The 26,230-nt window shown below is 43.0% G+C and carries 17 protein-coding genes and 1 pseudogene; all 18 read left to right on the top strand.

Annotated elements, in window-relative coordinates; translation table 11 throughout:
* Positions 1–3,559 precede the first annotated feature (3,559 nt).
* A complete protein-coding gene (locus C3B55_RS04695; protein WP_457912676.1) occupies positions 3,560–3,685 on the top strand; it encodes a hypothetical protein in 126 nt (41 codons plus the stop codon).
* Between the two features lie 1,862 nt (positions 3,686–5,547).
* Positions 5,548–6,288, top strand: a complete 741-nt coding sequence (gene rpsB, locus C3B55_RS03420; protein ID WP_129211485.1) for a 30S ribosomal protein S2 — start codon at positions 5,548–5,550, stop codon at positions 6,286–6,288.
* Between the two features lie 151 nt (positions 6,289–6,439).
* Entirely contained in the window at positions 6,440–7,270 is an 831-nt protein-coding gene (gene tsf / locus C3B55_RS03415) for a translation elongation factor Ts (RefSeq protein ID WP_129211483.1), read from the top strand.
* Positions 7,271–7,512: 242 nt separating this feature from the next.
* Positions 7,513–8,250, top strand: coding sequence for a UMP kinase (pyrH, locus tag C3B55_RS03410; RefSeq protein WP_129211481.1), 738 nt, complete (start codon positions 7,513–7,515; stop codon positions 8,248–8,250).
* 2 nt (positions 8,251–8,252) lie between these two features.
* The gene (gene frr, locus C3B55_RS03405; protein WP_129211479.1) at positions 8,253–8,810 is read left to right on the top strand and encodes a ribosome recycling factor; all 558 of its coding nucleotides are present in this window, start codon (positions 8,253–8,255) and stop codon (positions 8,808–8,810) included.
* 17 nt (positions 8,811–8,827) lie between these two features.
* A pseudogene (uppS, locus tag C3B55_RS03400) lies at positions 8,828–9,584 on the top strand (polyprenyl diphosphate synthase).
* Entirely contained in the window at positions 9,585–10,394 is an 810-nt protein-coding gene (locus tag C3B55_RS03395) for a phosphatidate cytidylyltransferase (RefSeq protein WP_129211475.1), read from the top strand.
* Positions 10,391–11,581 (top strand): 1-deoxy-D-xylulose-5-phosphate reductoisomerase, encoded by a 1,191-nt coding sequence (gene ispC / locus C3B55_RS03390; RefSeq protein WP_129211917.1) that lies wholly within the window; start codon positions 10,391–10,393, stop codon positions 11,579–11,581. The genes C3B55_RS03395 and ispC overlap by 4 nt, the downstream gene beginning before the upstream one ends.
* A gap of 54 nt (positions 11,582–11,635) precedes the next feature.
* Positions 11,636–12,991 (top strand): RIP metalloprotease RseP, encoded by a 1,356-nt coding sequence (gene rseP, locus C3B55_RS03385; RefSeq protein WP_129211472.1) that lies wholly within the window; start codon positions 11,636–11,638, stop codon positions 12,989–12,991.
* Positions 12,992–13,063: 72 nt separating this feature from the next.
* The gene (bamA, locus tag C3B55_RS03380) at positions 13,064–15,451 is read left to right on the top strand and encodes an outer membrane protein assembly factor BamA (RefSeq protein WP_129211470.1); all 2,388 of its coding nucleotides are present in this window, start codon (positions 13,064–13,066) and stop codon (positions 15,449–15,451) included.
* A gap of 355 nt (positions 15,452–15,806) precedes the next feature.
* Positions 15,807–15,929 carry a hypothetical protein gene (locus C3B55_RS04690; RefSeq protein ID WP_457912675.1) on the top strand — a complete coding sequence of 41 codons (123 nt, stop codon included), beginning with the start codon at positions 15,807–15,809 and terminating at the stop codon, positions 15,927–15,929.
* A 69-nt stretch (positions 15,930–15,998) separates the two neighbouring features.
* Positions 15,999–17,054 carry a UDP-3-O-(3-hydroxymyristoyl)glucosamine N-acyltransferase gene (gene lpxD / locus C3B55_RS03370; RefSeq protein ID WP_129211468.1) on the top strand — a complete coding sequence of 352 codons (1,056 nt, stop codon included), beginning with the start codon at positions 15,999–16,001 and terminating at the stop codon, positions 17,052–17,054.
* A gap of 123 nt (positions 17,055–17,177) precedes the next feature.
* The gene (fabZ, locus tag C3B55_RS03365; protein WP_129211466.1) at positions 17,178–17,618 is read left to right on the top strand and encodes a 3-hydroxyacyl-ACP dehydratase FabZ; all 441 of its coding nucleotides are present in this window, start codon (positions 17,178–17,180) and stop codon (positions 17,616–17,618) included.
* Positions 17,615–18,391 (top strand): acyl-ACP--UDP-N-acetylglucosamine O-acyltransferase, encoded by a 777-nt coding sequence (lpxA, locus tag C3B55_RS03360; RefSeq protein WP_129211464.1) that lies wholly within the window; start codon positions 17,615–17,617, stop codon positions 18,389–18,391. The genes fabZ and lpxA overlap by 4 nt, the downstream gene beginning before the upstream one ends.
* Before the next feature lie 2 nt (positions 18,392–18,393).
* Positions 18,394–19,521, top strand: a complete 1,128-nt coding sequence (lpxB, locus tag C3B55_RS03355; RefSeq protein WP_129211462.1) for a lipid-A-disaccharide synthase — start codon at positions 18,394–18,396, stop codon at positions 19,519–19,521.
* A gap of 597 nt (positions 19,522–20,118) precedes the next feature.
* A complete protein-coding gene (dnaE, locus tag C3B55_RS03350) occupies positions 20,119–23,640 on the top strand; it encodes a DNA polymerase III subunit alpha (protein ID WP_129211460.1) in 3,522 nt (1,173 codons plus the stop codon).
* Between the two features lie 119 nt (positions 23,641–23,759).
* A complete protein-coding gene (gene accA, locus C3B55_RS03345) occupies positions 23,760–24,707 on the top strand; it encodes an acetyl-CoA carboxylase carboxyl transferase subunit alpha (RefSeq protein ID WP_129211458.1) in 948 nt (315 codons plus the stop codon).
* Between the two features lie 82 nt (positions 24,708–24,789).
* Entirely contained in the window at positions 24,790–26,112 is a 1,323-nt protein-coding gene (tilS, locus tag C3B55_RS03340; protein WP_129211456.1) for a tRNA lysidine(34) synthetase TilS, read from the top strand.
* Positions 26,113–26,230 lie beyond the last annotated feature (118 nt).

Below are 26,230 nucleotides of genomic sequence, written 5' to 3'. Positions count from 1 at the left end.
ATTAGTTCTTTTACATGCGAACAGGTACAAGTAGTGCAAACTAATCTATAATGCCGATACCACTCATGGTGTGGTAGAGTTTTGTCATGCCGGTTTTAATTTGATGCTAGACATCGTCGAACATATTACTTTTTGCGTCTAATCAATTTTGCTATATCCATATAGGCGCGCTAATACAGAAACTGTAGCTCAAAAAGTGAAAGATTTTAGAAATCTTTAGTTATGTGTCATGGTTAGCTTAATGCCTTGTGGCAGCATTAAATCGATTAGCGTATTTGCAGTCTTAACGTTACAGCATAACTTTATACACAGTGCTGACTATTTATTCTTGCTATCTCTAGCTGGTCATGGCTAGTATAAACCGGGTTACATATTAAGGGTATTTCTTTTTCTAAACTTATACAGCTATTCATCATAATGTTGTCATTTGCTTTGATAATTTAGCTTATTTTTTCCAAAATAATAAGCCTTTGCTGAGTTAATAGAGCAGCAGGTATTAGTTATCAACCACATCGATTTTCTAGTCAGTTAACATAGTATCATAGCTACTTAATATATAGTTACCTTATGATGTGTTTAAACTAGACTAAAGCGTTTAGATAGCTTATGCATACAAACTCACAATTGTAGAGTTTATGTTTTGTAATTAATAGTAGAAATGTCTAATTTCAGTATTACATTACACTTCCTACAAGTAATCAATGGATTAACGCTCAGTGTACTTCTGATAAGAAAGCGCGCGATTATAGTGGTCGGTAACACATTTTAATTGGCTTTATGCAAGAAAATACAATAAGTGCTGTGCTATGTTTTACGCTGTTATTCATAGTTAAAATACCATAAAGCGTCTATTAAGATAATTAATGTGAGGCGTATGCTTCGTTGGTCAGCTTAGAAGTATTTTCGATAAAATACTTTTGATTAAGTGATAAGAGTGGTTGATGGCTTTGGCAGTGTAATATAGTTAGGCAGAATGTTCCTAAGTATTTCAATGTAAAGTTACTTAGTTAACTAGCAATCACAGTCTGAGTAGTGCTGTTATCGTTATTTCTACTGGTTAAACGCTTTGTTAATCGAGAGACTCGGTATCAACTATATCCTTAAGTTGTTCTAAACAGTGCTACTGATTACGGTATTGATTAGTCCACCATTTTTATGAGCAGTCTGTTCTTTGTTACCAGTATGTCGACAGTTATCTACAAAAAAGTACTATACAGTGTTGGCATCTATAGTCTATAAAACTACTACTAAAATAGTATGTGCTGTTATTGCTGGGAGCATCCAGCAATTTACTAGTTTACGAAGCTATTTAAGTAGCAATGGCCATGAACGCTTTGAGTAAATTTTGCGGTACATAAAAAAGTACTTCTCTTAAATAAAGTTTATTTTTTATAGTGTGTAGTGTATAAGAGAACTATGTGTTCTTTAGCATATAATGTAGATAAGTATAATGGATAATATGCAAATATTTTAGATATTACGCATGGTTTGATACGGTAAGATAAATATTACATTAACTTGATAGTAATATTTATAAAATAAAAAAATTTTAGTATGAGCGTATATAGCGACATTTAGTAGTATTCTATTGGCTTTTTATACTTGTTTGATGCTGTTAAGGTTATTTGTCCTGCAACCTAAAGTGCCTAAAGCTACGTGTGAATATCAGCGAATCGTTTATTTACTTGCTTTAAGTTTGGTATGGACGTATTTTAAAATAAAGTGGCTAGCTGCTCTAAGTTAGACGATACAAGCGTTATTTCTGTTAATAAAGTCAGTAGTTTTTTGGTAGTGCTGGTGGTGCCCTGGTAGCTAGTGTAATAGAACTGGTTGTTGGGTAATAAAACAGCCAGTAATTTGCTAGCAAAACAACACTTATCTATCAGGTATCCTCGTAGCGCTCGAGGTTTGTTGTTTATCAAAATTATAGTAATTAGGCAGGTGTAATAAGCCGGTCTTTTTTACAAGTTAAAAATATAAACTATCGACCGCTTACTGATAGCTGAAGTCGAGCAATACAGTTTGAGCATTTTATTTATAGTTGATATGTGGCGATAACATTGACATGTATATTTAGTGAAAGCAAGCGTGCGCTGATCAAGACTTAGTTTTGCCGAGTTCAACAAACTGCTTGATCATGTTGATATAGTGCAAATAGCTAGTACCTAGGAAATATCTATCAAGATATATATTGCTACCATTATACTGGTAGACTAACAAAGTTATATGGAAAAGTCTAAGTTAGATTAAAAGGTACTAATTTGGAGAAAGTGGCCTGGCTGAATTAATCAGTGTAAGCCAGTATGTAAATTTAATGTAAGAAAAGCAAGCCACTTTATGTATATATGTTACATTCTGTGAATCTTACATAAAAAACCTTTTTGCTAAATAGATATATTTATTTAGCTATATTCCTTACTATTTGATTAGTGCATTCGATGAATTGCTATAAATAGCAAAAAATTTACGCTAAAGGATTTAGTTAAGCTTTGTAGTAATTATCGTAATTAAACTATGGATGATTGTGGTCTTTTGTTCATGATAACTGAAGGATAAGATCACTGAAACAGGTGGTGTGCAATGATGCGGTGTTGGGTTATTAACGCAGTTTGATGAATTACGACGCCTGCGTTTATAGCCGTCCGCAAAACATACATTAAGTGAACTTGTGTGATGGATACAAGTCCAACTAACACCAGTAAAGTTTACTGCAAATGAATTAGATAGTCACATGCAGATGCAGATGATAGGTTACCAGAAAAGCATTAAGAGTTGTGCTGATAAGAGCTAATTAGATAAATTTAATAGTTTGTATCAGGCGCACGACAATGATCTGGTTGCTGCTCTTATATAGCCCAGGCTTATAATTATTTAGTTATTATACACAAAGAAATGTGTCACCAATTTAGTGCTAGCGTGGGCTGGTATGATGTATGAGGTAAAACGAGAGCATCGCTAACCACGGAGGTTTTATAGACCTTGCGATTTTATGACTAGTGAATCAATAACAGCCGCTACAGTCAGTATATTCATGTCTGTGGCTTTTTTGCTAGACTTGCATTTGTTATCTGTAGGATAGCGCTAATGCACACGATAATAGCACTAATGTTATTGTATTGCCTTAATCCTAAGCACTATACGTAACGGCGACCTAATCGTGCGCCTAAATCTAGAGTATCAAGATAAATTTAGCGCAATTAAATATACTAATGTTGATGCTGGTTGTACAGCGTAACTGCTGAAGTATCGGTTTTTTACTTAAGACATGTTAATTCAGTACAGTGCGCGTCTAGTGTTATTGATCAAAGCTGCTGCAAATAAATATAGCTAACCTATATTAGCTATATCACTACGTTAGTCAATGAAAGCGCAAGCTCTAATTCGCCAGCCGCCTAAGTGAATACAAGTTGCTGATATTTTTGTTTCTTTTTTGGTTTGAGACAGTATAACAAGGTTGCTAAATAATTCAGGCAATACATTAGCCAGGATATTAAGCAAGTTATGTTTTGGCCTAACTGCACGGCCAGATGATTCTATGGCTAACAGTGGGTATGGATAATTGTTTTTATTTGAATCTGTCATTGATTCTGTTGGTGGTATACAGTCTGATGGTGGGGTTGGCAAAGAGGCTGATGCTGGCCAAGTTATCAAGTATGGAATTCATCTGCGACTAGGCACCAAATAATATTAAGCAGCTATAAAAATATCAGTATTGTTGGCACGAAGGTTATCGTATCGTTCTGGTAGTCGTTATCAATTTGGATATAGTGTAGTGTGTGTCTTAGTAAAGTAATGAAAAAACTTTTAAAGTGGTAGTGATATATAGACACATGACTACAGAGATAGTATATCTAGAAGTGTGGTAGTATTCGCTAAATGATCCATAGAGTTAGCTATGGTAAGAAGACCAAGAATCAAATCCAGAATATTTCTTACGGCGCATTGCCGGACGATAACAGCTAGACAAAGTTAGTCATTGATTCTAGAGATATGGTTCAGTAGTCAACTGGTTCAGCACTAGTTGCTTATAATAATTATTAATAACGATAACATCATTCAAGAATAGCAACAAGGTTAGATGTCATCTATAATTATGTTAGCACTTACTATTTATTTTATTTTAGTTGCAAGCTGTTCTCTAGGCAATGCTTTGCTGAATATTGTGGTAAAGTTCCTCTGAAGTGTTTAGGTATGAGAATTACCACCCTCAATAACATATCTATGGTCCTTCTGGTCTTGTGTTACGCCTAAATTTTTAACCAGGTGTAGCGCGCAAATTAGTGACTGGCGTCAACAATTACTTGCATGCTAATAAAATAGCATGCAAGTTTATACCGGTAAAATTGTAAAAATAAAATTACTGGCATGGAATGCAATCAGGTACAGGAATGCAAGATATCACGCTAATAAAGATATTTAGTAACAGCTGAGGCTCGGTCAATCTCAGTGGTTTATGGTATGCTCTTAAAATGGCAGCAGTGAGTGATACTGTGGTGAAAATTTATTCACTAGGCATAAATGACTTGTCAATCTGCGATACCAAGATTGATAGAAAACTTCTATAGTTTTACTAGTTGACGACTAGATTGTGATTAGTGAAATCGTTCAGCGCGGTTATCAGCACATAAAAAACATTAATTTCAACTATTGTAATGATCAGCTGTACTGATCAGTATCAGGCAAACACCTAACTTATACGTATTAAGCTGACGGTAATTTTGTAAAACTTGTGTATATGGAGGTTTGATAGCCAGTTGTTGGTGCGCAAATCCTGAAGCCATTAGACCACGGATAAATATCCTGCTTATGACGCTAACAATTATCTAATTCACTGCCAGCTAATGTACAGTCGATAATGCATATTTGCTATTCTCGCAATACCATATAACCATATTGTTGCGCATCGTGAGTAAAGCAGCGGTAGTGGTTAGATAACTAGCTTACCTTTATAAAAGTAGATCAATGCAGGCGGCCTCACTGCGCACTTTGTCACTTTTGTGAATATTTAGAGCCAGAATATCGTCTTGTCATGTATAGTCAGAGTGAGTTGTCATTTCTGATGATTAATGTGAGCTTTTTTAATATGATAGACGTGGTAGCGTTATGGGTGATGAGGTTTTACGCGAAGCTGTTGCCAGTATTCATAAAGCGAGCAGCTGACTTTTAGATTCGCTATCGTGTTACGATGGCGAGGAGTTTGTTTAAAACTACCAAATAGCTCGTAGAGCAGTACACATTTGGTATCTGAAAAAATTGTACATATGTAGTGGCTGCGCTAAAAAATCCTGCATACTTGCGTCAACTCCTATTTGAGAGGATTAGTTTGACATTAGTATTACATTGTAGATCATGATGCCGGTACCAGGTATAAATTGTTGGCAGTTGATTTATGGCTGCAGGTACAGGGATTGTATATAACAAGACATTGTAGGCATAATTAAGTGTAGACAGGGTACATATCTATAGCTATCAGATATAGCCACAATAATCCATGATCCATACAACTGGTATGTGGAGGCTAAACCCAAATTATTTATAGGAAGTATCATGTATCAAGTCAATATGCGCGATATGCTAAAGGCTGGTGTGCACTTTGGTCACCAGACCCGGTACTGGAACCCGAAAATGGATCAATACATTTTCGGTACGCGTAACAAGATTCACATTATCAACCTCGAAAAAACTCTGCCAATGCTCAACGAAGCCCTAGTCCTCGTTGAGCGTTTAACCAAGGGCAAAAATAAGATTCTATTTGTTGGCACTAAACGTGCCGCTGGCAAGATTGTTGTTGAAGAAGCAATGCGTTGTGGTTCGCCATATGTCGATCATCGTTGGCTAGGCGGTATGCTAACCAATTTCAAGACTATTCGTGCTTCTATCAAGCGTTTACGTGACCTTGAAGTGCAAGCCGAAGACGGTACTTTTGCTAAGCTGACTAAGAAAGAGGCGCTGATGCGTACTCGTACCCTAGAAAAGCTTGATCGTTCCCTGGGTGGTATTAAAGATATGGGCGGTCTACCTGACGTGTTATTTGTGATCGACGTTGATCATGAGCGTATTGCTATCACTGAAGCTAATAAAATGGGTATTCCTGTTATTGGTGTAGTCGATACTAACAGTAGTCCAACGGGCATTGACTACATCATACCAGGCAATGATGATGCAATCCGCGCTATCCAGCTGTATATGGGTTTGATGGCTGATGCTGTGCTGCGTGGTCGCAACTACGCTGCTAGTGGTACTGAGCAGTTTATTGAAGATATTCCTTTAGCCGCGCAAAGTAATTAATGCTTGAGCATTGACTCAGTCGCAAAATCTTTGTCGACAGCACGGCTATATTATCTGTAGCCTGCAACAGGCTTATAACGGAGATTTGGGCAGGATTGGTCACCTGTTTAATTGGGTGGAATAGTTAAAACCTATCCAAGAGGATTTTGTAATGGCAGAGATAAATACAGCCTTGGTTAAAAAACTTCGTGAACGTACTGGCGAAGGCATGATGGATTGTAAAAAAGCTCTGCTTAAGGCTGGCGGCGAAATCGAAAAAGCTATCGATGACATGCGTGCTTCTGGCGCCATCAAAGCTGCTAAGAAAGCAGGTAATATTGCTATTGAAGGTGCGATTGCCCTGAAAGAAGACGGCAAGTCTGCTGTTCTGCTAGAAGTGAACTCGCAAACTGATTTTTTGGCGATACAGGATGATTTCAAAGCATTTGTTTTAGCTAGTATTGAACAGGCATTCGCTGATAAGCTGATTACTACTGAGCTACTTATTAAAGCCCAGGAAGCTGCTCGTATTGTATTAGTTGGTAAGGTTGGTGAAAATGTTAACATTCGCCGCCTAGTTCGCATTGAGGGTGATGTGGTTGGTGGTTATCTGCATGGTAATACAATCGGTGCTGTGGTTGCTCTGAAAGGTGGTGACGTTAAACTAGCTAAAGATATTGCTATGCACGTAGCGGCTACTCATCCTGAGTTCCTGTTGCCATCTGAAGTGTCTAATGCCGTAATCCAGCGTGAACAAGCCGTATTTTTGCGTCTCAATGCTGACAAGATCGCCGGTAAGCCAGAAAACATTGTTGACAATATGATCAATGGTCGTATTAGAAAGTTCTTAGCTGAAGTGAGTCTAGTTGAGCAGGCATTTATTAAGAACCATGCAGTTAAAGTTGGCGAGCTTGTCAAAAAAGCCGGTGCTGAAATTGTATCCTTCACCTACTATAAAGTAGGTGAAGATATTGAAAAGCCTGGCGACAACTTCTTCAACTAAGTTGTCGCCAGGCTAGCTGCTGTCAAACGATAATACAGTTTTCACTGCTATTAAAAGAGGCTGCCTGCTCACGCGCGTAGCCTCTTTTCAATGTGGTGAAGGCAAAAACTTTTAAGTGTCCTTACGGAGCCTGTTTATAAGTCGTACTTCGATAATGCTGTGATAACGTCTAGCTAAATTGAACGTAAGCTGTAAACGGGCTCGCCAAGAATTTTAAAAATAAGCCGTAGGGGATATTCACAATGGCTCAGCAAGGCTGTGGCCGTCAGGCTCGCTATAAACGTATTCTACTCAAGATTAGCGGCGAAGCCCTGATGGGTTCGGAAGAGTTTGGGATCGATCCTAAGGTGCTCGATCGCATGGCACTAGAAGTTGGTCAACTGGTTGGTATCGGCGTTCAGGTTGGCCTAGTAATTGGTGGTGGTAACTTGTTCCGTGGTGCAGCACTGAGTGCTGCTGGTATGGATCGAGTCACTGGTGACCACATGGGTATGTTGGCTACTGTAATGAATGCTTTAGCTATGCGTGATGCTTTGGAACGTGCAAATATTTCAGTAATCGTGATGTCGGCTATTTCTATGCTAGGCGTAACCGATCACTATGATCGTCGCAAAGCCATGCGTCACCTTAACTCTAAAGAAGTTGTAATCTTTGCTGCCGGTACCGGCAATCCGTTCTTTACCACGGATTCCGCTGCTTGCCTTCGTGCTATCGAAATCGATTCCGATATAATGCTCAAGGCTACTAAGGTTGATGGTGTCTATACAGCTGATCCATTCAAAGATCAACATGCTAAGAAGTTCGATCATCTAACCTACGATGAAGTGCTGTCTCTTAAGTTGAGCGTTATGGACCTGACAGCTATTTGTCTGTGCCGCGACCATGAAATGCCGCTACGCGTATTTAATATGAACAAACCCGGCGCCCTATTAAATATAGTACATGGTGGCGCGGAAGGGACTTTGATCGAGGAAGGTTAACGATGATTCACGGAATCAAAAAAGATGCCCAAGCGCGCATGCAGAAATCCATGGAAGCTCTAAGCTACGCATTGAGCCAGATTCGTACCGGTAAAGCGCATCCAAGCATCTTGGGTAACATCATGGTATCTTACTATGGAGTTAATACCCCGCTTAGCGTAGTAGCGAATATCACTATTAAAGATTCTCGCACCCTGCAGGTTGTAGTTTTTGAGCGCCATATGCTTGAAGTTGTCAATAAAGCTATCCAAGGCGCTGGCTTAAATCTTAATCCTAATAACCTAGGCGAATTGCTGTTGATCTCTATGCCAGCCTTGACTGAAGAAACCCGTAAATGCTGCACGAAGCAGGCGCGCAGTGCAGCCGAATATGCACGCGTTGCCGTTCGCAACATTCGTCGTGATGCGTTGGGTGACTTCAAGAAATTGGTTAAGGATAAAAAAGTCAGTGAAGACGAAGAGCGTCGTGCAATCTCCTATATAGATAAGTTGACTAAAGATGCTGAGATCCAGATCACTAAAACTACGGAAGAGAAAGAAAAGGACTTGATGGCCGTATAAGAGGTCAGAATACCTTCATGGAAAAGACTAAGCATGACTGAGTTATATGTGGTGCCTCGTCATGTAGCGATCATTATGGATGGGAATAATCGCTGGGCGAAAAAACGCTTTATGCCTGTTGTATCCGGGCACAAAGCAGGTTTTGATGCGGTGCGTGCTGTAATTGAGGTGTGTGCCAAGGCTAAAATTGAAGTGTTAACTCTGTTTGCTTTCTCCAGTGAAAACTGGCAGCGTCCGGTTGCAGAAGTTAATGCTTTAATGGACTTATTTTTTAAAGCCCTGCGCCGTGAAGCCAAACACCTTCAGGAAAATAATATCAGCCTGCGTATCATTGGTGATCGATCGCGGTTTCATTCAAAGCTACAGACAGCTATACTCGAAGCAGAGTCCATTACCGCCGGTAGCAATTGCTTTGTGCTGCAGATCGCAGCCAATTATGGTGGTCAATGGGACATTACCCAGGCTGCACAGCGTCTTGCTCGCGAAGCGCATGCCGGGCATCTGCGGCCAGAAGATATTACGTCTGAACTTTTACAATCATGTCTAGCAACATGTGATCTTCCGTTGCCAGACCTATGTATCAGAACTGGTGGTGAGCATCGCATTAGTAATTTCCTGTTGTGGCAACTAGCTTATACTGAGCTATACTTCTCTGACCTGTTTTGGCCTGATTTCAAGCACGACGCCATGCATAATGCGTTGATCGAGTTTGCTTCCCGTCAGCGTCGTTTCGGTAAAACAAGTGAGCAGATCGATGCTGGAGCTATGGCTTAAATGCTTAAGCAGCGAATCATCACAGCGCTAATCATAATACCGATTGTCTGGTGTGGATTGTTTCTGCTTGACGGTTCTATTTTTGCGTTATTTATTGGTTTGGTTATAACTCTTGGGGCTTGGGAATGGGCTGGCCTAGCAGGCCTCAATGCGTGCTTGCTGCGTGTAATCTATGTCGCTATCGTAGCGACGTTACTGTTCTTAATGCATGTTCTCTCTAATATAATTGTGCCTTGGATTTTGTGTATAGCAGTGCTATGGTGGGCGCTTGCAATCTTTCTGGTATTGACGTATCCGCGCACTAGTAATTATTGGTCTAGTTTAGCTACTAAACTGGTCATTGGCTTACTGATTCTGCTGCCTGTCTCGCAGGGGTTGGCAGAACTCAAGAATGCCCCACTGGGCAACTGGCTGATTATGGCTGTGATGGTGCTAGTTTGGAGCGCCGATATCGGCGCCTACTTCTCTGGTTTGGCCTTCGGTAAACGCAAACTTGCGCCTGCTGTTAGTCCTAGTAAAAGCTGGGAGGGCGTTTATGGCGGCCTAGCGTTGACGTTGCTGATAACGTTGATCGTCGGTATTATGCGTGATTGGTCATTGAAGGAAATACTCCTAGCCCTGTCAATTGCGGTTGTTGCAGTATTTATCTCGATAGTTGGTGACCTCACTGAAAGCATGTTTAAGCGCCAGGCTGGAATTAAGGATAGCAGTAATCTACTACCTGGGCATGGTGGGGTACTTGATCGTATTGACAGCCTTACCGCTGCGATTCCGATTTTTGCTGCGTGCTTATGGATGATAGCATCGTGAATCGTCTGCAACAAATAACTGTACTCGGTGCAACTGGCTCGGTCGGGTTAAGCACTTTAGATGTAATTGCTCGCCATCCTAATCTTTATCAGGTGTTTGCCTTGACCGGTTTCACGCGTTTAAGCGAGCTGCTAGCCTTGTGCATACGCTATTTACCTCGCTTTGCTGTCGTACCTGAAGTTGAGTTGGCACGTGGTATGCAACAGCATCTCCAGGCTGCTGGCCTCGCTACGCAAGTATTGGTAGGAGAGGAAGGACTTTGTCAGGTATCAGTTGATACCGAGGTTGACACTGTAGTTGCAGTTATTGTCGGAGCTGCTGGTTTGCGTCCGACACTGGCGGCGGTAAACGCTGGCAAGAAAATCTTGCTCGCCAATAAAGAAGCGCTGGTAATGTCCGGTGCGCTCTTTATGCAAGCGGTACGTAAAAGTGGTGCCGTTCTTTTGCCACTTGATAGTGAGCACAATGCAATCTTTCAGTGCATGCCTAATAATTTTGCCAGCGGTTTAAGTCAGGTTGGTGTACGGAGGATTCTTCTTACGGCTTCTGGTGGTCCATTCTGGCCAAATCCATCAGTTGATCTTGAGCATGTTTCGCCTGATCAGGCTTGCGCGCATCCAAACTGGTCCATGGGGCGCAAGATTTCTGTGGATTCTGCGAGCATGATGAATAAAGGCCTAGAGTTAATCGAGGCGTGCTGGTTATTTGACGCCAAGTCTGATCAGATCGAGGTAGTAATTCACCCGCAAAGTGTGATTCATTCATTGGTCGACTATGTAGATGGCTCAATGTTGGCACAGTTAGGTAATCCAGACATGCGTACGCCAATCGCTAATGCGCTAGCCTGGCCAGAACGGATTGATTCAGGTGTTGCACCGCTGGACCTGCTAGCAATTGCGCGCCTAGACTTTGAGATGCCAGATGAGCAGCGTTTTCCGTGTCTATGTCTAGCTAGACAGGCAGCGGAGATTGGTAATAGTGCACCAGTCATTCTTAATGCGGCCAATGAGGTTGCTGTAACAGCGTTTCTTGATGGACGTATTCGCTTTCCGCAGATAGCGAGTATTATTGAGGATGTTTTGAATCTTGAGCCAGTTGTGGTAGTGGATGATTTGGGGGCGGTATTCGAAGCTGATGCAAGGGCTCGTACTTTAGCTGCACAATGGTTGAACCGCAATGTGCGTTAGTTTTTTTAGTAGGTCTGAGTTTTCAGATACTGGATTTTAATGCGGAGAAATTAAATGAGCGTGCTCTACATGATTGTAGGCACCATAGTTGCTTTGGGTGTGCTTATTACCTTTCACGAATTTGGTCATTTTTGGATGTCGCGTCGTTGCGGTGTCAAGGTGCTGCGTTTTTCCGTTGGTTTTGGTATGCCGTTGCTGCGTTGGCATGATCGTCGTGGCACTGAGTTTGTAGTTTCAGCAATTCCTTTGGGTGGTTACGTCAAAATGCTTGACGGACGTGACGGTGAAGTGCCCGCTGATCAGTTGGAGCAGTCCTTCAATCGTAAGACTGTTCTTCAACATGTAGCTATTGTTATCGCCGGTCCAATAGCTAACTTCCTATTGGCGATGGTATTGTTTTGGGTTTTAGCTGTAATTGGCAGTCAGCAGATACGACCGATAATTGGCGCAGTCGAAGTGGATAGTATAGCAGCTAAGGCCGGTCTAGTCGCTGGTCAAGAAATTGTGTCTATTGATGGTGAGAAGACTTCCAGTTGGAGCGCTGTTAATTTGCAGTTAGTGCGCCGCTTTGGTGAAAGCGGTACCATGTATATGGTAGTGCGCAATTATGATTCTACTATTGAGACACTTCGAGAAGTTTTCTTGGATCACTGGCTTAAAAGTGTTGATGAGCCTGATCCAATCAAGTCGCTTGGAGTTCGTCCTTGGCGTCCAGACTTGTTGCCAGTGCTAGCCTGGCTAGATCAGAAAGGCCCAGCGCAAGCTGCAGGCCTAAAAGCTGGCGACCGCCTGTTAGCTTTTGATGGCCAGTCGCTAAGTGACTGGCAGCAAGTGGTTGACTTGGTGCGTGTATTACCTGGTACCAGGATTGTACTAAAAGTTGAGCGTGATGGTAATCAACTTAACGTACCTGTAACTTTATTAGCCCATAAGGAAGCTCAATCGTCTTGGGTGGGTTACCTGGGTGCTGGGGTGAAAGGTGTAGAATGGCCACATTCAATGGTGCGGGAGGTCAGGGTTGGCCCGCTAGTAGCTATTAGTGAGAGTGTAAAACGTACTTGGATCATAAGTGTGTTAACCAGCGAATCGCTTAAGAAAATGCTGTTTGGCGAGCTCTCGGTAAAAAACTTGAGTGGACCAATAACCATTGCTAAAGTAGCTGGTAATTCTGCCCAATCGAGTATTGCAGATTTCCTGAATTTTTTAGCTTATCTGAGTATTAGCCTTGGAATTCTAAATTTATTACCAATTCCAATATTAGATGGAGGGTATTTGTTGTTTTATCTAATCGAATGGGTGCGTGGTCGTCCATTGTCTGATCGGATTCAAAGTTGGTGGGTGCAGATTGGTATGTGCTTGATGGTCGGAGTAATGTTATTAGCTCTGATCAATGATCTTGAACGACTATAACGCTTTTCTAAATTGTGAGTCTGTCGTATTTAGTGGAATTTTTTGTTGCTAGTTAGGATAAAAAAGAACTTCATGAAACGTATGCTGCTAACTGTAGTTATCACCGTATTGATGATCTTTGAAGTTCACGCCGAGTCCTTCACTATCTCTGATATTCGTATCAATGGCCTCCAGCGGGTTTCCGTGGGAAGTGTTCTTGGTGTCTTACCGCTGCATGCTGGGGAGCATGCTGATGATTACCGCCTTGTGGAATCTACGCGCGTGCTCTTTAAGACCGGGTTCTTTCAAGATATCCAGTTGGGTCGCGAAGGTAACGTCTTGGTTATCAAGGTTATTGAGCGACCATCCGTCGCCAGTATTGAGCTCCAAGGTAGCAAAGCGATCTCGACTGAAGATTTGATGAATGGCCTCAAGCAATCAGGTATAGCTGAAGGAGAACTATTCCAGGGTGCTGCCCTTGATCGTATGTGTAACGAATTGCAACGCCAGTACGTTGCTCGTGGCCGCTACTCTGCTTCAATAAAAACTGAAGTAGTTCCGCAGCCTTATAACCGTGTTATCCTTAAAATCATGATCAATGAAGGCGCTGTTGCAGCTATCCATCATATTAATGTAGTAGGTAATACTAAATTTACTGATGATGAGCTTGTTAGCCTTTTTGAACTTAAAGCCACCAATTGGTTATCTTTTTTAAAGAATGATGACCGGTATATTCGTGAAAAACTATCCGGTGATCTTGAGAGTCTGCGTTCCTACTACTTGGACCATGGTTATATTAACATGGATATTATTGCTACCCATGTATCCATTACTCCAGATAAAAAACACATCTATATTACAGTTAACATCAATGAAGGTGAGAGGTATACTGTTCGTGATGTAAAGCTGAGCAGTGACCTAAAAATCCCTGAAGATCAAGTTCATGCTATGCTGTTAATGCAAAAATACCAGGTATTTTCGCGTAAACTGATGACTGCTACGTCAGAACTAATCACCCGTCATCTAGGCAATGAAGGTTATATCTTCGCTAATGTCAGCGGTGTGCCTACTCTGTATGATTATGACCACACTGTAGGCATTGTCTTTGTCGTTAACCCAGGCAGGCGTGTATATGTAAACCGCATTAATTTTTATGGCAATACCAGGTCTGCAGACGAAGTGCTGCGCCGTGAAATGCGTCAGATGGAAGGTAGCTTGGCGTCAACTTATCTGATTGATCAATCTAAGATTCGTCTTGAACGCTTGGGTTTTTTCAAGGAAGTAAACGTCAAACCTCAAGCCATACCAGGTATAGATGACCAAATTGACGTGAACTATGTTGTTGAAGAGCAAGCGTCTGGTTCAATTACTGCTAGCGTTGGTTTTGCGCAGAGTGCTGGTCTCATTCTCGGTGGTTCAATTAGCCAGAACAACTTCCTTGGCACTGGCAATAAGGTTTCTATTGGTTTGACCCGAAGCGAATATCAAAGCCGCTATAATTTTAGCTATCTAGATCCTTATTGGACTACTGACGGTGTAAGCTTTGGTTATAATGCTTTTTACCGCACCACGGACTATAAAAATCTTGACGTTGATGTTGCTAGTTACGCGATCGATAGTTTCGGCGCTGGCGTAAACATTGGTTACCCAATCAGCGAGACCTCGCGTTTTATCTTCGGATTTACTGAGCAACATGACCAGATCAAGACCGGTGTTTATACCATGGATGAAATCTTTAACTTCATGCGCAAAGATGGTGATCAGTTCTTGAACTTTAAAGCGTCGGCTGGTTGGTCAGAATCTACTCTTAATAAAGGTGTATTAGCGACCCGTGGTCACTCCCAGAGTCTTACTATGGAAACCACCATGCCAGGTAGTGATCTATCATTCTTTAAGCTAGACTATCGTGGCCAGCTGTTCCAGCCGCTAAGCGATCATTACACTATGCGCCTGCATGCTGAGCTTGGGTATGGTAACGGTTATGGTTCGACCAGTAGCTTGCCGTTTTATGAAAATTACTATGCAGGTGGTTTCAACTCAGTTCGTGGCTTTAAGGACAGTACTTTAGGTCCACGTGGTACGCCAAGTCGTGGTCAAACGATTACTGGTAACATTGGTACGAGAGTTGATTCCAATAATGAACCGCTACCTTTTGGGGGTAATATTTTGATCCAAAGTGGTGCGGAGATTCTTTTCCCGCTGCCATTTGTCAAAGATCAGCATTCAGTGCGTACTTCGGTATTCTGGGACGTTGGTAATGTGTTTGACTCCAAGTGCGAACAGATTACTAATCCTAGTGGCGTGAAGTCTCAGACTGACTGTAACGATATCAGCCTAAGCAACCTCACTAGTTCTGTAGGTGTTGGTATGACGTGGGTAACCGCAATAGGTCCATTGAGTTTTGCTTTAGCCGTACCAATCAAAAAATCGGATCACGCTGAAACTCAGATTTTTCAATTCTCCTTCGGCCAGACGTTTTAAGTGTTTGGCTTGAGATAATGACAGTTGACTTTGTAGGGGGTAGATTGTACATAAGTTAACTCAATTGGCTCTGCTGGCCAATGTGCCGGTAACTATCACGGTCTTCACCAAAAGAAAATTGCTACCTCCAACCATTAGATAGCCATACTGCAATATGATGTGGCTAAACGATATGCCGTAAATGCTGTAAAATTCGGTTTGCAACTTGCCAAGCTTTAATACCCTGGCTATTAGCGTTACTGGCAACTAAACTGTTCTAAATGTCAGCAGAAACAAAATACAGTAAGGCGAGCGCGAGCATCTGGAGCTTGCATTCAAGCAAAAGACTCGTGACTGCTAGTTCCGGTTCAAGGAATTGAACGAAGCCAAAGTTATTGCTGACCATGAAATGCCTAAGCAGCTCAAGCCTAAGCTCGACAGCGCCATAGAAAAAGTCACTAAAATGACTTTCACCCAGTGTCTGAGTGTTGCGTCGTGATTGACGTCAAGCCTTAATGCGATATTACCCATTAGGTGATCGAGCATATGAACCATGCTGAAGTAAACCATGACCGCGACCATCAAGCTAGGCAAGTTGGCCGAGTTCCTGGGGGCCACCTTATGTGGTTCTAAGGAAAAAGAAATCACCGGGCTAGCCACCTTGCAGGAGGCTGGCCCGGCTCAGTTGAGTTTCCTTGCAAATCCCCAATATCGTAAATACCTAGTGGGTAGCCAGGCCGCAGCTGTGCTTCTGAAGGCTGTCGATGCCGATGGGTTTGCAGGGGCAACGCTAGTGGTTGCCGACCCATATTTAGCCTATGCCAGGGTTTCACATCTATTCGATCCAAAACCCAAGGCTGCCCGCGGTATTCATCCATCTGCAGTGATTGCAGATGATGCCCAGGTCGATCTAACAGTCAGCATTGGCGCATTTACTGTGATTGAGAGTAGTGCGCGCATTTCAGCTGGTGTTACGGTAGGTGCTCATTGCTTTATCGGTGCGCGCTGCGAGATTGGTGTCGATGGTTGGTTAGCGCCTCGTGTCACTCTTTACCACGATGTTCGTATTGGTGAACGTGTAGTGATTCAGTCAGGTGCTGTCATCGGTGGTGAAGGTTTTGGTTTTGCTAACTATAAAGGTATTTGGCACAAGATTGCCCAGGTCGGTGGCGTATTAATTGGTGATGACGTAGAAATCGGTGTTAATACAGCGGTAGATCGAGGGGCTTTAGCCGATACAGTAATTGGGAACGGTGTGAAGATCGACAACCAGATCCAGATCGCTCACAACGTACAGATTGGCGATCATACTGCTATGGCGGCATGTGTTGGTATTTCCGGTAGTACTAGAATCGGCAAGCATTGCATGCTTGCTGGAGGTGTTGGACTGGTAGGGCATATTGATATTTGTGACAACGTTTTTATTACCGGAATGACCATGGTAACTCACTCAATTACTGAACCTGGTACATACTCTTCCGGTACTGCTATGCAGACGGCGGCTGAATGGCGCAAAAGCGCTGCGCGTTTACGCAAAATTGACAGCATGGCTAGACGCCTTAGACAGGTAGAAAAACGCGTCGAGGATGTGACCCCTAGTGGTAATGCTTCATCAGAAGGTTAATACCATTTCCATATTAAGTATGGAGTATGTACAGCCACTATATCTATATAGCTTTCTTGATTTACTAGCGAGGCATGTGCTTAGGCATTCTGCCTTCTTCCTTATTACAGGCTTCTCACTAAAATGATGGGCATAAATGAGATTCGCGAATATTTGCCTCACCGTTACCCATTCTTATTGGTAGATCGTGTAGTAGATCTTAACGTAGCAGAAAAGCGCATTTGTGCTTATAAGAATGTCAGTATTAATGAACCATTTTTTAATGGTCATTTTCCAGCTCATCCAATTATGCCAGGTGTATTAATAATTGAGGCAATGGCTCAGGCTGCTGGTATTCTTGGTTTTAAAATGCTTGACCTTAAGCCTGCCGATGGCATGCTTTACTATTTCGTTGGTTCAGATAAATTGCGTTTTCGTAATCCGGTTATACCTGGCGATCAGTTGATCTTGGAAGCCAGACTAATCAGCTGTAAGCGCCAGATCTGGAAATTCGAATGTCAGGCTTCGGTGACCAGCAAACCGGTGTGCTCCGCTGAGATTATCTGTGCGGAACGCAAATTATGAGTTTGATTGACTCTCGTGCAATTATTGAATCATCAGCTGTTTTAGCCGCCGACGTTAAAGTTGGCCCCTGGTCGATCATTGGTGCAGGTGTTGAAATCGGTGAGGGAACTGTGATCGGGTCTCATGTGATCTTAAAAGGTCCGACTTTTATTGGCAAACACAATCGTATCTATCAATTTTCTTCAGTAGGCGAAGACACCCCGGATATAAAGTATAAAGGTGAAGAAACACGCCTAGTAATAGGTAATTATAATATTATCCGTGAAGGTGTAACTATTCACCGTGGCACCGTACAGGATCGTGCCGAAACCACTTTGGGGGACCATAATCTTATTATGGCTTATGCTCACATTGGTCATGACAGCGTGATCGGTAACCATTGCATTTTGGTTAATAACACTGCACTGGCAGGTCATGTGCATGTTGAAGATCGAGCAACCCTGTCTGGTTTTACCCTGGTACATCAATATTGCCATATTGGCGCCTATAGCTTTTCTGGCATGGGTACGGCAATTGGCAAAGATGTTCCAGCATTTGTTACGGTATTCGGAAACCCTGCTGAAGCACGCAGTATGAACTTCGAAGGCATGCGTCGTTGCGGCTTTAGCGAAGACGCAATTCATGCGTTGCGTCGTGCTTATAAAGTGGTTTACCGCCAGGGGTTGACAGTTGAGCAGGCTCTAATAGCTCTGACTGAGCCGGCAGCATTATTCTCGGAAGTAGCTGTGTTCCGTGATTCTATCCAAGCATCGACACGTGGTATTACCCGTTAATTATGGCTAACTTGTGTATTGCGCTGGTAGCTGGTGAGGTTTCCGGTGATATTCTTGGCGCAGGCCTCATGCGAGCCCTCAAGGCTCACTATCCAGTAGTGCGGTTTATTGGTGTCGGTGGCCTGCTAATGCAGGCCGAAGGTCTCATGTCTTACTTTCCTATGGAGCGTTTATCGGTCCTGGGGCTATTAGAAGTGTTAAGCCGTCTGCGTGAGCTGCGAGCTCGTCGTAAACTGCTAATCCAGACTCTGATTAGAGAAAAGCCAGACGTGTTTGTTGGTATTGACGCACCAGATTTTACTTTGAATATAGAGCTAAAGTTACGTCAGGCAGGGATTAAGACTGTACACTACGTCAGCCCTTCCGTGTGGGCATGGCGGCAAAATCGCGTGCTAAAAATCCGTGATTGTTGCGACTTGATGTTAATTTTATTGCCATTTGAAGCTAGGTTCTACGAAGAGAAAGGTGTCCGGGTACGGTTTGTTGGGCATACCCTGGCCGACACTATTCCATTGCATGTCAATGGCGCTGCTGCTCGCGCCGAGCTGGGCTTACCTAGCGGCCCGTTAGTTGCTCTGCTGCCTGGCAGTCGAGGCAGTGAGATTAAGCGTTTAGTTAGCATATTTTTTGATGCTGCGAAATGCTTGCAAAGCATGAAACCAAACGTACGTTTTGTTTTGCCTTGTGCTAGTCCGCTATGTCGCGCACAAATTGAGATGTTGCTGGAAGGTTGTAATCTGCCACTGACATTGCTCGACAGCAAATCACACTTAGCGCTAGCAGCCTGTGACGCAGCGCTAATCACCTCAGGCACCGCAACTTTGGAGGCTTTACTGTATAAGCGACCAATGGTCGTGGTCTATCGTCTAGCGCCGCTGACTTTTTGGATTCTTAAGCGCATGGTTAAAAGCCCATATATTTCCTTACCAAACCTACTGGCCCAACGCTTACTAGTGCCTGAATTATTGCAAGACGATGCAACGCCTGAAGCTTTAGCGCAAACTCTATTACCTTTGATTGATAACGGCGAAGAGCAAATTGGTAGTTTTAAAGACATCCACCACACCTTGCGGCGTGATGCATCCAACCAGGCGGCTGACGCCGTATTGACCTTAATTGGCCAAAAATAGAACATTTAACAGTAATGCAGATTGGTTTTGTGCTTTAGTCTAATTGCGGACGTTCATGAACTGGTAGTTAGTGTTAATAAAGTTAAGTAGCAAGTTACTGTGTGGCGCCGTAATGGCGGCTGCGGTAATACTTGATTTAATCCGTCAGACTCTCGGTTTCAACAACTCGCGGCAAACTCATCAAAGTAATACGTAAAATGACTAAATATCATTCTCAAAATAGCGGTGATTTATAGCGACCGCCGCTTTACTTTGAAGATGTTGCAAAAATTGATGGTGAATAGCACTAGCAATGTCCCTGCTATTGCTAGTGCATCGATTTCAGCTACAGTCAGTTGTGGACCTTGAAATTTTTGCGTTTTAATTGATGTGCTCTAGTTAAAAGTATTAGCAGCTATAAAGGCTACTGGATACTGGATTATCTTCAGGCTCTGGTTTATTTTGGTCCTATGCCTTATTTGTTATCGTTCGTTCGCTTCAGTCTATCAATCTTATGAGACGCTGTACTTAGCTAAACTCAGTCGCTAGACTGATGTTTCTCTCAGGGCACGGTACAATCTAAAACTTGTTGTTTTCATGTATTAGAATAGGATAACTATGCCGGTTTCATTCGTTCATCTACGCCTGCACACTGAATATTCCCTGGTTAACGGTCTAGTACAGATTAGACCACTAGTCCAAGCTTTAGTGGATATGAATATGCCAGCAGTAGCAGTTACCGAGCAGAACAACATGTGCTCCCTGGTTAAGTTCTACAAAAACGCTATGAGCGCCGGTATCAAGCCGATTTGTGGCGTTGACCTATGGCTGTCTAATAAAGATCAAGATAATCCGCTTAGTAGTATTAGCTTATTGGCAATGAATAGTGTTGGTTATCGTAACCTTACTGAGCTAATTTCCCGTGGCTTTCTCGATGGTCAGCGTAACGGTTCAGTAATTATTGAGCGTGAGTGGATTGTAAAGGCAAGTGATGGTGTAATAATGCTATCTGCAGCTAAAGAAGGTGAAATTGGTATCGCGATGCTGGGCGGTAATATGAAGAAAGCAGAAGCTCTTACTATAGAGTGGATGCGGGTTTTTCCTGATCGTTTCTATCTGGAAGTTCAGCGCACCAATCGCCCTAATGATGAAGAGCATCTTCATGCTACTGTAACTTTGGCTGATAAGCTAGGCGTGCCGATAGTCGCGACTAATGATGTGCGCTTTATTAAAAAAGAAGAATTCGAAGCCCACGAAACTCGTGTTTGTATTAGCGAAGGCCGTACTCTAGATGATCCACGCCGTTCAAAAAACTGCAGCGAAGAGCAATACCTTAAAAGCGCTAATGAAATGGTTAATCTATTTAAGGATCTGCCTGAAGCTCTAGAAAACTCTGTCGAGATCGCCAAACGATGCAATATTGAAGTTACGCTAGATAAACACTTCCTGCCCAGGTTCCTGGCTCCTGACGGTATGATTATCGATGAATATTTTCGTAAAGTGTCGTTCGATGGCCTAGAAGAACGCTTTAGTATTATGTTGCCTAAGGATAGTACTAAAGATTACGAGGCTAAACGCCAGGTCTATATTGATCGCTTGAATTTAGAGCTAGATATTATTATCCAGATGGGGTTTCCAGGTTACTTTCTCATTGTTATGGACTTTATTAATTGGGCTAAGAGTAATGGCGTACCGGTAGGTCCTGGTCGAGGGTCAGGTGCTGGTTCACTGGTGGCGTATGCACAGAAAATTACTGATTTAGATCCGTTAGAATATGGTTTGCTATTCGAAAGATTCCTGAATCCAGAACGAGTATCTATGCCTGATTTTGACGTCGACTTCTGCATGGATGGTCGTGACAGCGTAATTGAATATGTGGCTAAGAAATATGGTCGTAATGCGGTTAGCCAGATCATTACCTTTGGTTCTATGACGGCTAAGGCTGTAATTCGTGACGTGGCTAGAGTGCAAGGTAAATCTTATAGTTTAGCTGATCGCTTATCAAAAATGATTCCATTTGAAGTTGGCATGACCCTAAAAAAAGCCTACGATTATGAAGAAATTTTGCGTGAATTTATTGGAAATAATGAAGAGGCTGCCGAAATTTGGAACATGGCGTGTAAGCTTGAAGGTGTCGTACGTAACGTTGGTAAACACGCTGGTGGTGTAGTTATTGCGCCAACCAAACTAACTGATTTTTCGCCGATATATTGCGACGAAGAAGGTGATGGCCTGGTAACTCAGTTCGATAAAGATGATGTAGAGGCGGTTGGCTTGGTGAAGTTTGATTTCCTTGGCCTACGAACTCTAACGATTATTAACTGGACGCTTAAGACGATTAACCGTGAAAGGGCTAAAGCCGATAAAGAGCCTCTAGATATCTCTTTTATACCGCTAGATGACATACTAACCTATACCTTGCTACAAAAAGCCGAAACTACAGCAATATTCCAGCTTGAGTCGCGCGGCATGAAAGAGTTGATCAAGAAGCTTAAGCCAGACTGCCTAGAAGATTTGATTGCACTGGTAGCTCTATTTCGTCCTGGCCCTTTGCAGTCAGGCATGGTAGATGACTTTATCAACCGCAAGCACGGTCGCGCCAAATTAGCGTATCCGCATTCAGATTATCAGTATGAAGGTCTACAGTCAGTACTGGCACCAACCTACGGTATTATCCTGTATCAGGAACAGGTGATGCAGATTGCTCAGGTAATGGCTGGTTATACCCTTGGTGGCGCAGACATGCTACGCCGTGCCATGGGCAAAAAGAAACCAGAAGAAATGGCTAAGCAGCGCGCCGGTTTTATTGATGGGTGTGCTATCAATAACATTGAAGCCGATCTTGCCGGTAATATTTTTGACTTAGTAGAAAAGTTTGCCGGTTACGGTTTCAATAAATCCCACTCCGCCGCCTACGGCCTTTTGTCATATCAGACTGCGTGGTTAAAAGCCCACTACCCAGCGCCTTTCATGGCCGCAGTACTCTCGGCTGATATGCATAACACCGACAAAGTTGTGATTTTGATCGAAGAAGTGCGCATCATGACATTACACCTTGATGCGCCAGACGTGAATACTTCGGAATTTAAATTCACAGTTAACGACAAAAACCGGATTATCTATGGCCTTGGTGCTATTAAAGGTGTAGGTGAAGGTCCTGTAGAGGCGATCACCGAAGCGCGTCATGATGGGCCATTCAAAAATTTATTTGATTTCTGTGCACGGCTTCACCTTAAGCGTATCAATAAACGCACTCTCGATAGTTTGATTCGTAGTGGTGCACTTGACCGTCTTGGCCCGTATTTCTATGACGAGCCGAAGGCTTATAAGACAAACATGAACCGTAACCGTGCGGTGCTGCTAGCTGCTATGGAAGAGGCGATCAAGGCTGCTGAACAGACTGTCCGTACTCAAAATAGTGGTCACGCCGATCTATTTGGCGGTCTATTTATTGCAGAAGACTCTGATGTCTATGCTAACTATAGAACGACTAAGGAGCTGACTATCAAGGAGCGTCTCAAGGGCGAGAAAGAGACTTTAGGTCTATACCTTACCGGTCATCCGATTGACGAGTATGAAGATGAAATACGTCATTTTGCCAGTCAGCGCATTGTTGATCTAAAACCTGTGCGGGAGACACAAACTATCGCTGGCATGATTATCGCTATACGGGTAATGAAAAATAAGAAAGGCGACAAGATGGGCGTTATTACCCTTGATGATCGATCTAGCCGGATCGAGGTGTCAGTGTTTGCTAATATTTTCCACTCTACGCAGTCAATGCTGCAGACGGACATTATGGTAGTAGTAGAAGGAGAAGTCACTAACGATGACTTTTCTGGCGGTCTACGCATGCGCACTAAACGCGTCATGAGCATGGAAGATGCTCGTATTAATCTGGCTAAAAGCTTATGTTTGATGGTTAAGGCCAAAGCCCTTAAAGGTGATCAGCTACATTGGTTAGGTAACTTGCTAAAATGTTATCACGGCGTTTGCCCTGTTACAATGGAGTACACTAGCAATGATGCTAAGGCGCTGCTGCAGCTTGGTGATACGTGGCGCATTAATCCTGCTGATGGCCTAATTCAGGCTCTGCGTGATCAGTTCGGAAGAGAAAGTGTTTCCCTTCAATATTTTTGACATTCTAATCTCGAATAAAATATTTACTCTCGACCTAAACGCGCCGCTCCTTGAAAGTAAGGAGTGAATAGACAACAGCCTAGCTCAGCGCTTTTTGCTGTTTAGCAAGATGGACTTTTATGAACCAGAATTTTCTTGATTTCGAACAGCCGATCGCTGACCTGCAAGCTAAGATTGAAGAACTGCGTCTAGTAGGTAATGACAATTTGCTAAATATTGACGATGAGATTGCTCGCCTACAAGATAAAAGCAATGCTCTCACCAAAGACATCTTTAGTCGGTTAACTAGCTGGCAAATTGCATGTCTAGCTCGCCACCCGTGTCGTCCATATACTTTAGACTATATTCAATATATCTTCACGGAGTTTAACGAACTGCATGGCGATCGCCACTTTTCCGACGACGCAGCTATCGTTGGTGGTATCGCTCGCCTAGACGATCAACCAGTGATGGTTATAGGTCACCAAAAAGGCCGTGAGGTACGTGAAAAAGTACGCCGTAACTTCGGCATGCCGCGTCCAGAAGGCTACCGCAAGGCTTGTCGTTTGATGAAAATGGCCGAACGTTTTAAGATGCCAATCTTAACCTTTATCGATACTCCTGGTGCTTATCCAGGTATTGGTGCTGAAGAGCGCAACCAAAGCGAAGCAATTGCTTTGAATTTGCGTGTGATGGCTCGCCTAAAAGTACCTATTATAGCTACCATGATTGGTGAAGGTGGTTCCGGTGGTGCCCTAGCTATTGGTGTTTGCGATCAATTGAATATGCTGCAATATTCTACATACGCAGTGATTTCACCAGAAGGTTGCGCCTCAATCTTGTGGAAAACCACAGAAAAAGCTTCAGACGCCGCTGAAGCTATGGGTGTCACTGCTGATCGCCTGCAAGGCCTTGGCATTGTTGATAAAATTATCACTGAACCAGTGGGTGGCGCCCACCGTAACCCGGCAGCAGCTGCCGCAACCATACGCACTGAGCTTGGCTTGCAACTGACAACGCTCAAAAAGCTGAGTAACGAAGCGTTACTAGCTCATCGTTACGAGCGTCTTATGCACTATGGCCTCTAAGTTGATGTAGCGCTAATATGTTCAAGGCTGGTTTTTATACGTGATAGTATATCGCATTTTAGATTAAAAGTATATATTTTTTATGAATTCCACCATAATTAGTAAAGCTCTTCAAGCGCTCACACCATGGCGTTACGCAAAAGTTTGGCATATCGCTTTCTCTGGTGGTCTTGATTCCACTGTTTTGTTATATTTTCTTGCCACCATGGCAAAAACTGAAACCCTTCCAAAGCTAAACGTTATTCATGTCAACCATGGACTGCAAACTGCTGCTGATGCATGGCTAAGTCATTGCCAAACAGTCTGTAACAGCTTATGTGTACCTTTGCAAGTCATCCATGTCCAGGTCCAGGCTGGCGCTAGCCTTGAATGTGCGGCGCGTAATGCTCGCTATAAAGCGTTTATCGAGGTAACTGGAGTTGGAGAGGTGTTAATAACAGGCCAACACTGTAACGATCAGGCTGAAACACTGTTACTTCAACTGCTACGTGGCGCTGGAGTACGAGGTTTGTCAGCTATGCCTATGTATCGCCAATTGGCTGGCGGGCACCTAGTGCGGCCATTTTTAAGCATCTCGCGTGCTCAGTTAGAGGCCTATGCGAACGAGTATCGTTTGCAGTGGATTGAAGATAATTCGAATGCTGACACTAAGTTCTCTCGTAACTATCTTCGCCACTGTATATTTCCACTGCTTATAGAGCGTTGGCCTCAGGCTATCGCCAGTTTGGCTCGCGCTGCTAAGCATATAGGCGAAGCCCAATACCTGCTCGATGAATTAGCAGTTATAGACCAGCAGACCGCCAGTCAACCTTCGCCATTTCCATGGTTGACATTACCATCATTAGCTCTTGCACCATTGCGCAAGCTTTCTGATACTCGTCAACGTAATGCTTTACGTCATTGGCTGGCACTACTGACGCGTTTACCAGACAGCGCCCATTGGGCTGGCTGGTATTCATTGCGTGATGCCAAGCGTGATGCGCAACCGACCTGGCGCCTTACTGATGGTCAATTATGTCGTTGTGGTGAACGCATTTGGTGGCTACCTTCTGCTAGTTATCAAAAATTTTTTGATGCGCCAGTGAGTTGGTCTCAACCGAAAAAACCATTAAAGCTTCCCGGTAATGGTCAGTTAAAATTGATTGGCACGATACCAACAGGTCCACTGGTAGTTCGTTATCGACAAGGCGGTGAAATTATCGAAGTACCCGGTAGAGGCCTACGAAACCTTAAGCGCCTGCTTAATGAAAGTTGTTTACCTAGTTTTATTCGTAGAAGATTGCCACTTTTATATCGCGGTGAAGAATTGTTGGCTGTTCCGGCTATTGCAGGGTTATGGGTTAGCGGTCCTGGTGACTGGCAATTACATTGGATACCGCAAATTTATGATCAAGGTTTGAGCTGATAGAGCCTTTCCGGTAAGCTACATATCCTTTTGATAAAACTTTTATAAATTTACCCAGAATTAGTAATTTCTGCCTACCAAGCGGTCCCTGCTTAGTGATTTCTAAAATATGCAGCAA

Origin of the sequence: Candidatus Pseudomonas adelgestsugas, assembly GCF_004124255.1 — a bacterium.
In the GTDB taxonomy this organism is placed as follows: Bacteria; Pseudomonadota; Gammaproteobacteria; order Pseudomonadales; family Pseudomonadaceae; genus Aquipseudomonas; species Aquipseudomonas adelgestsugas.
The sequence above is the reverse complement of the archived record's forward strand: the minus strand, read 5'-3'. Positions and strand labels throughout refer to the sequence as shown.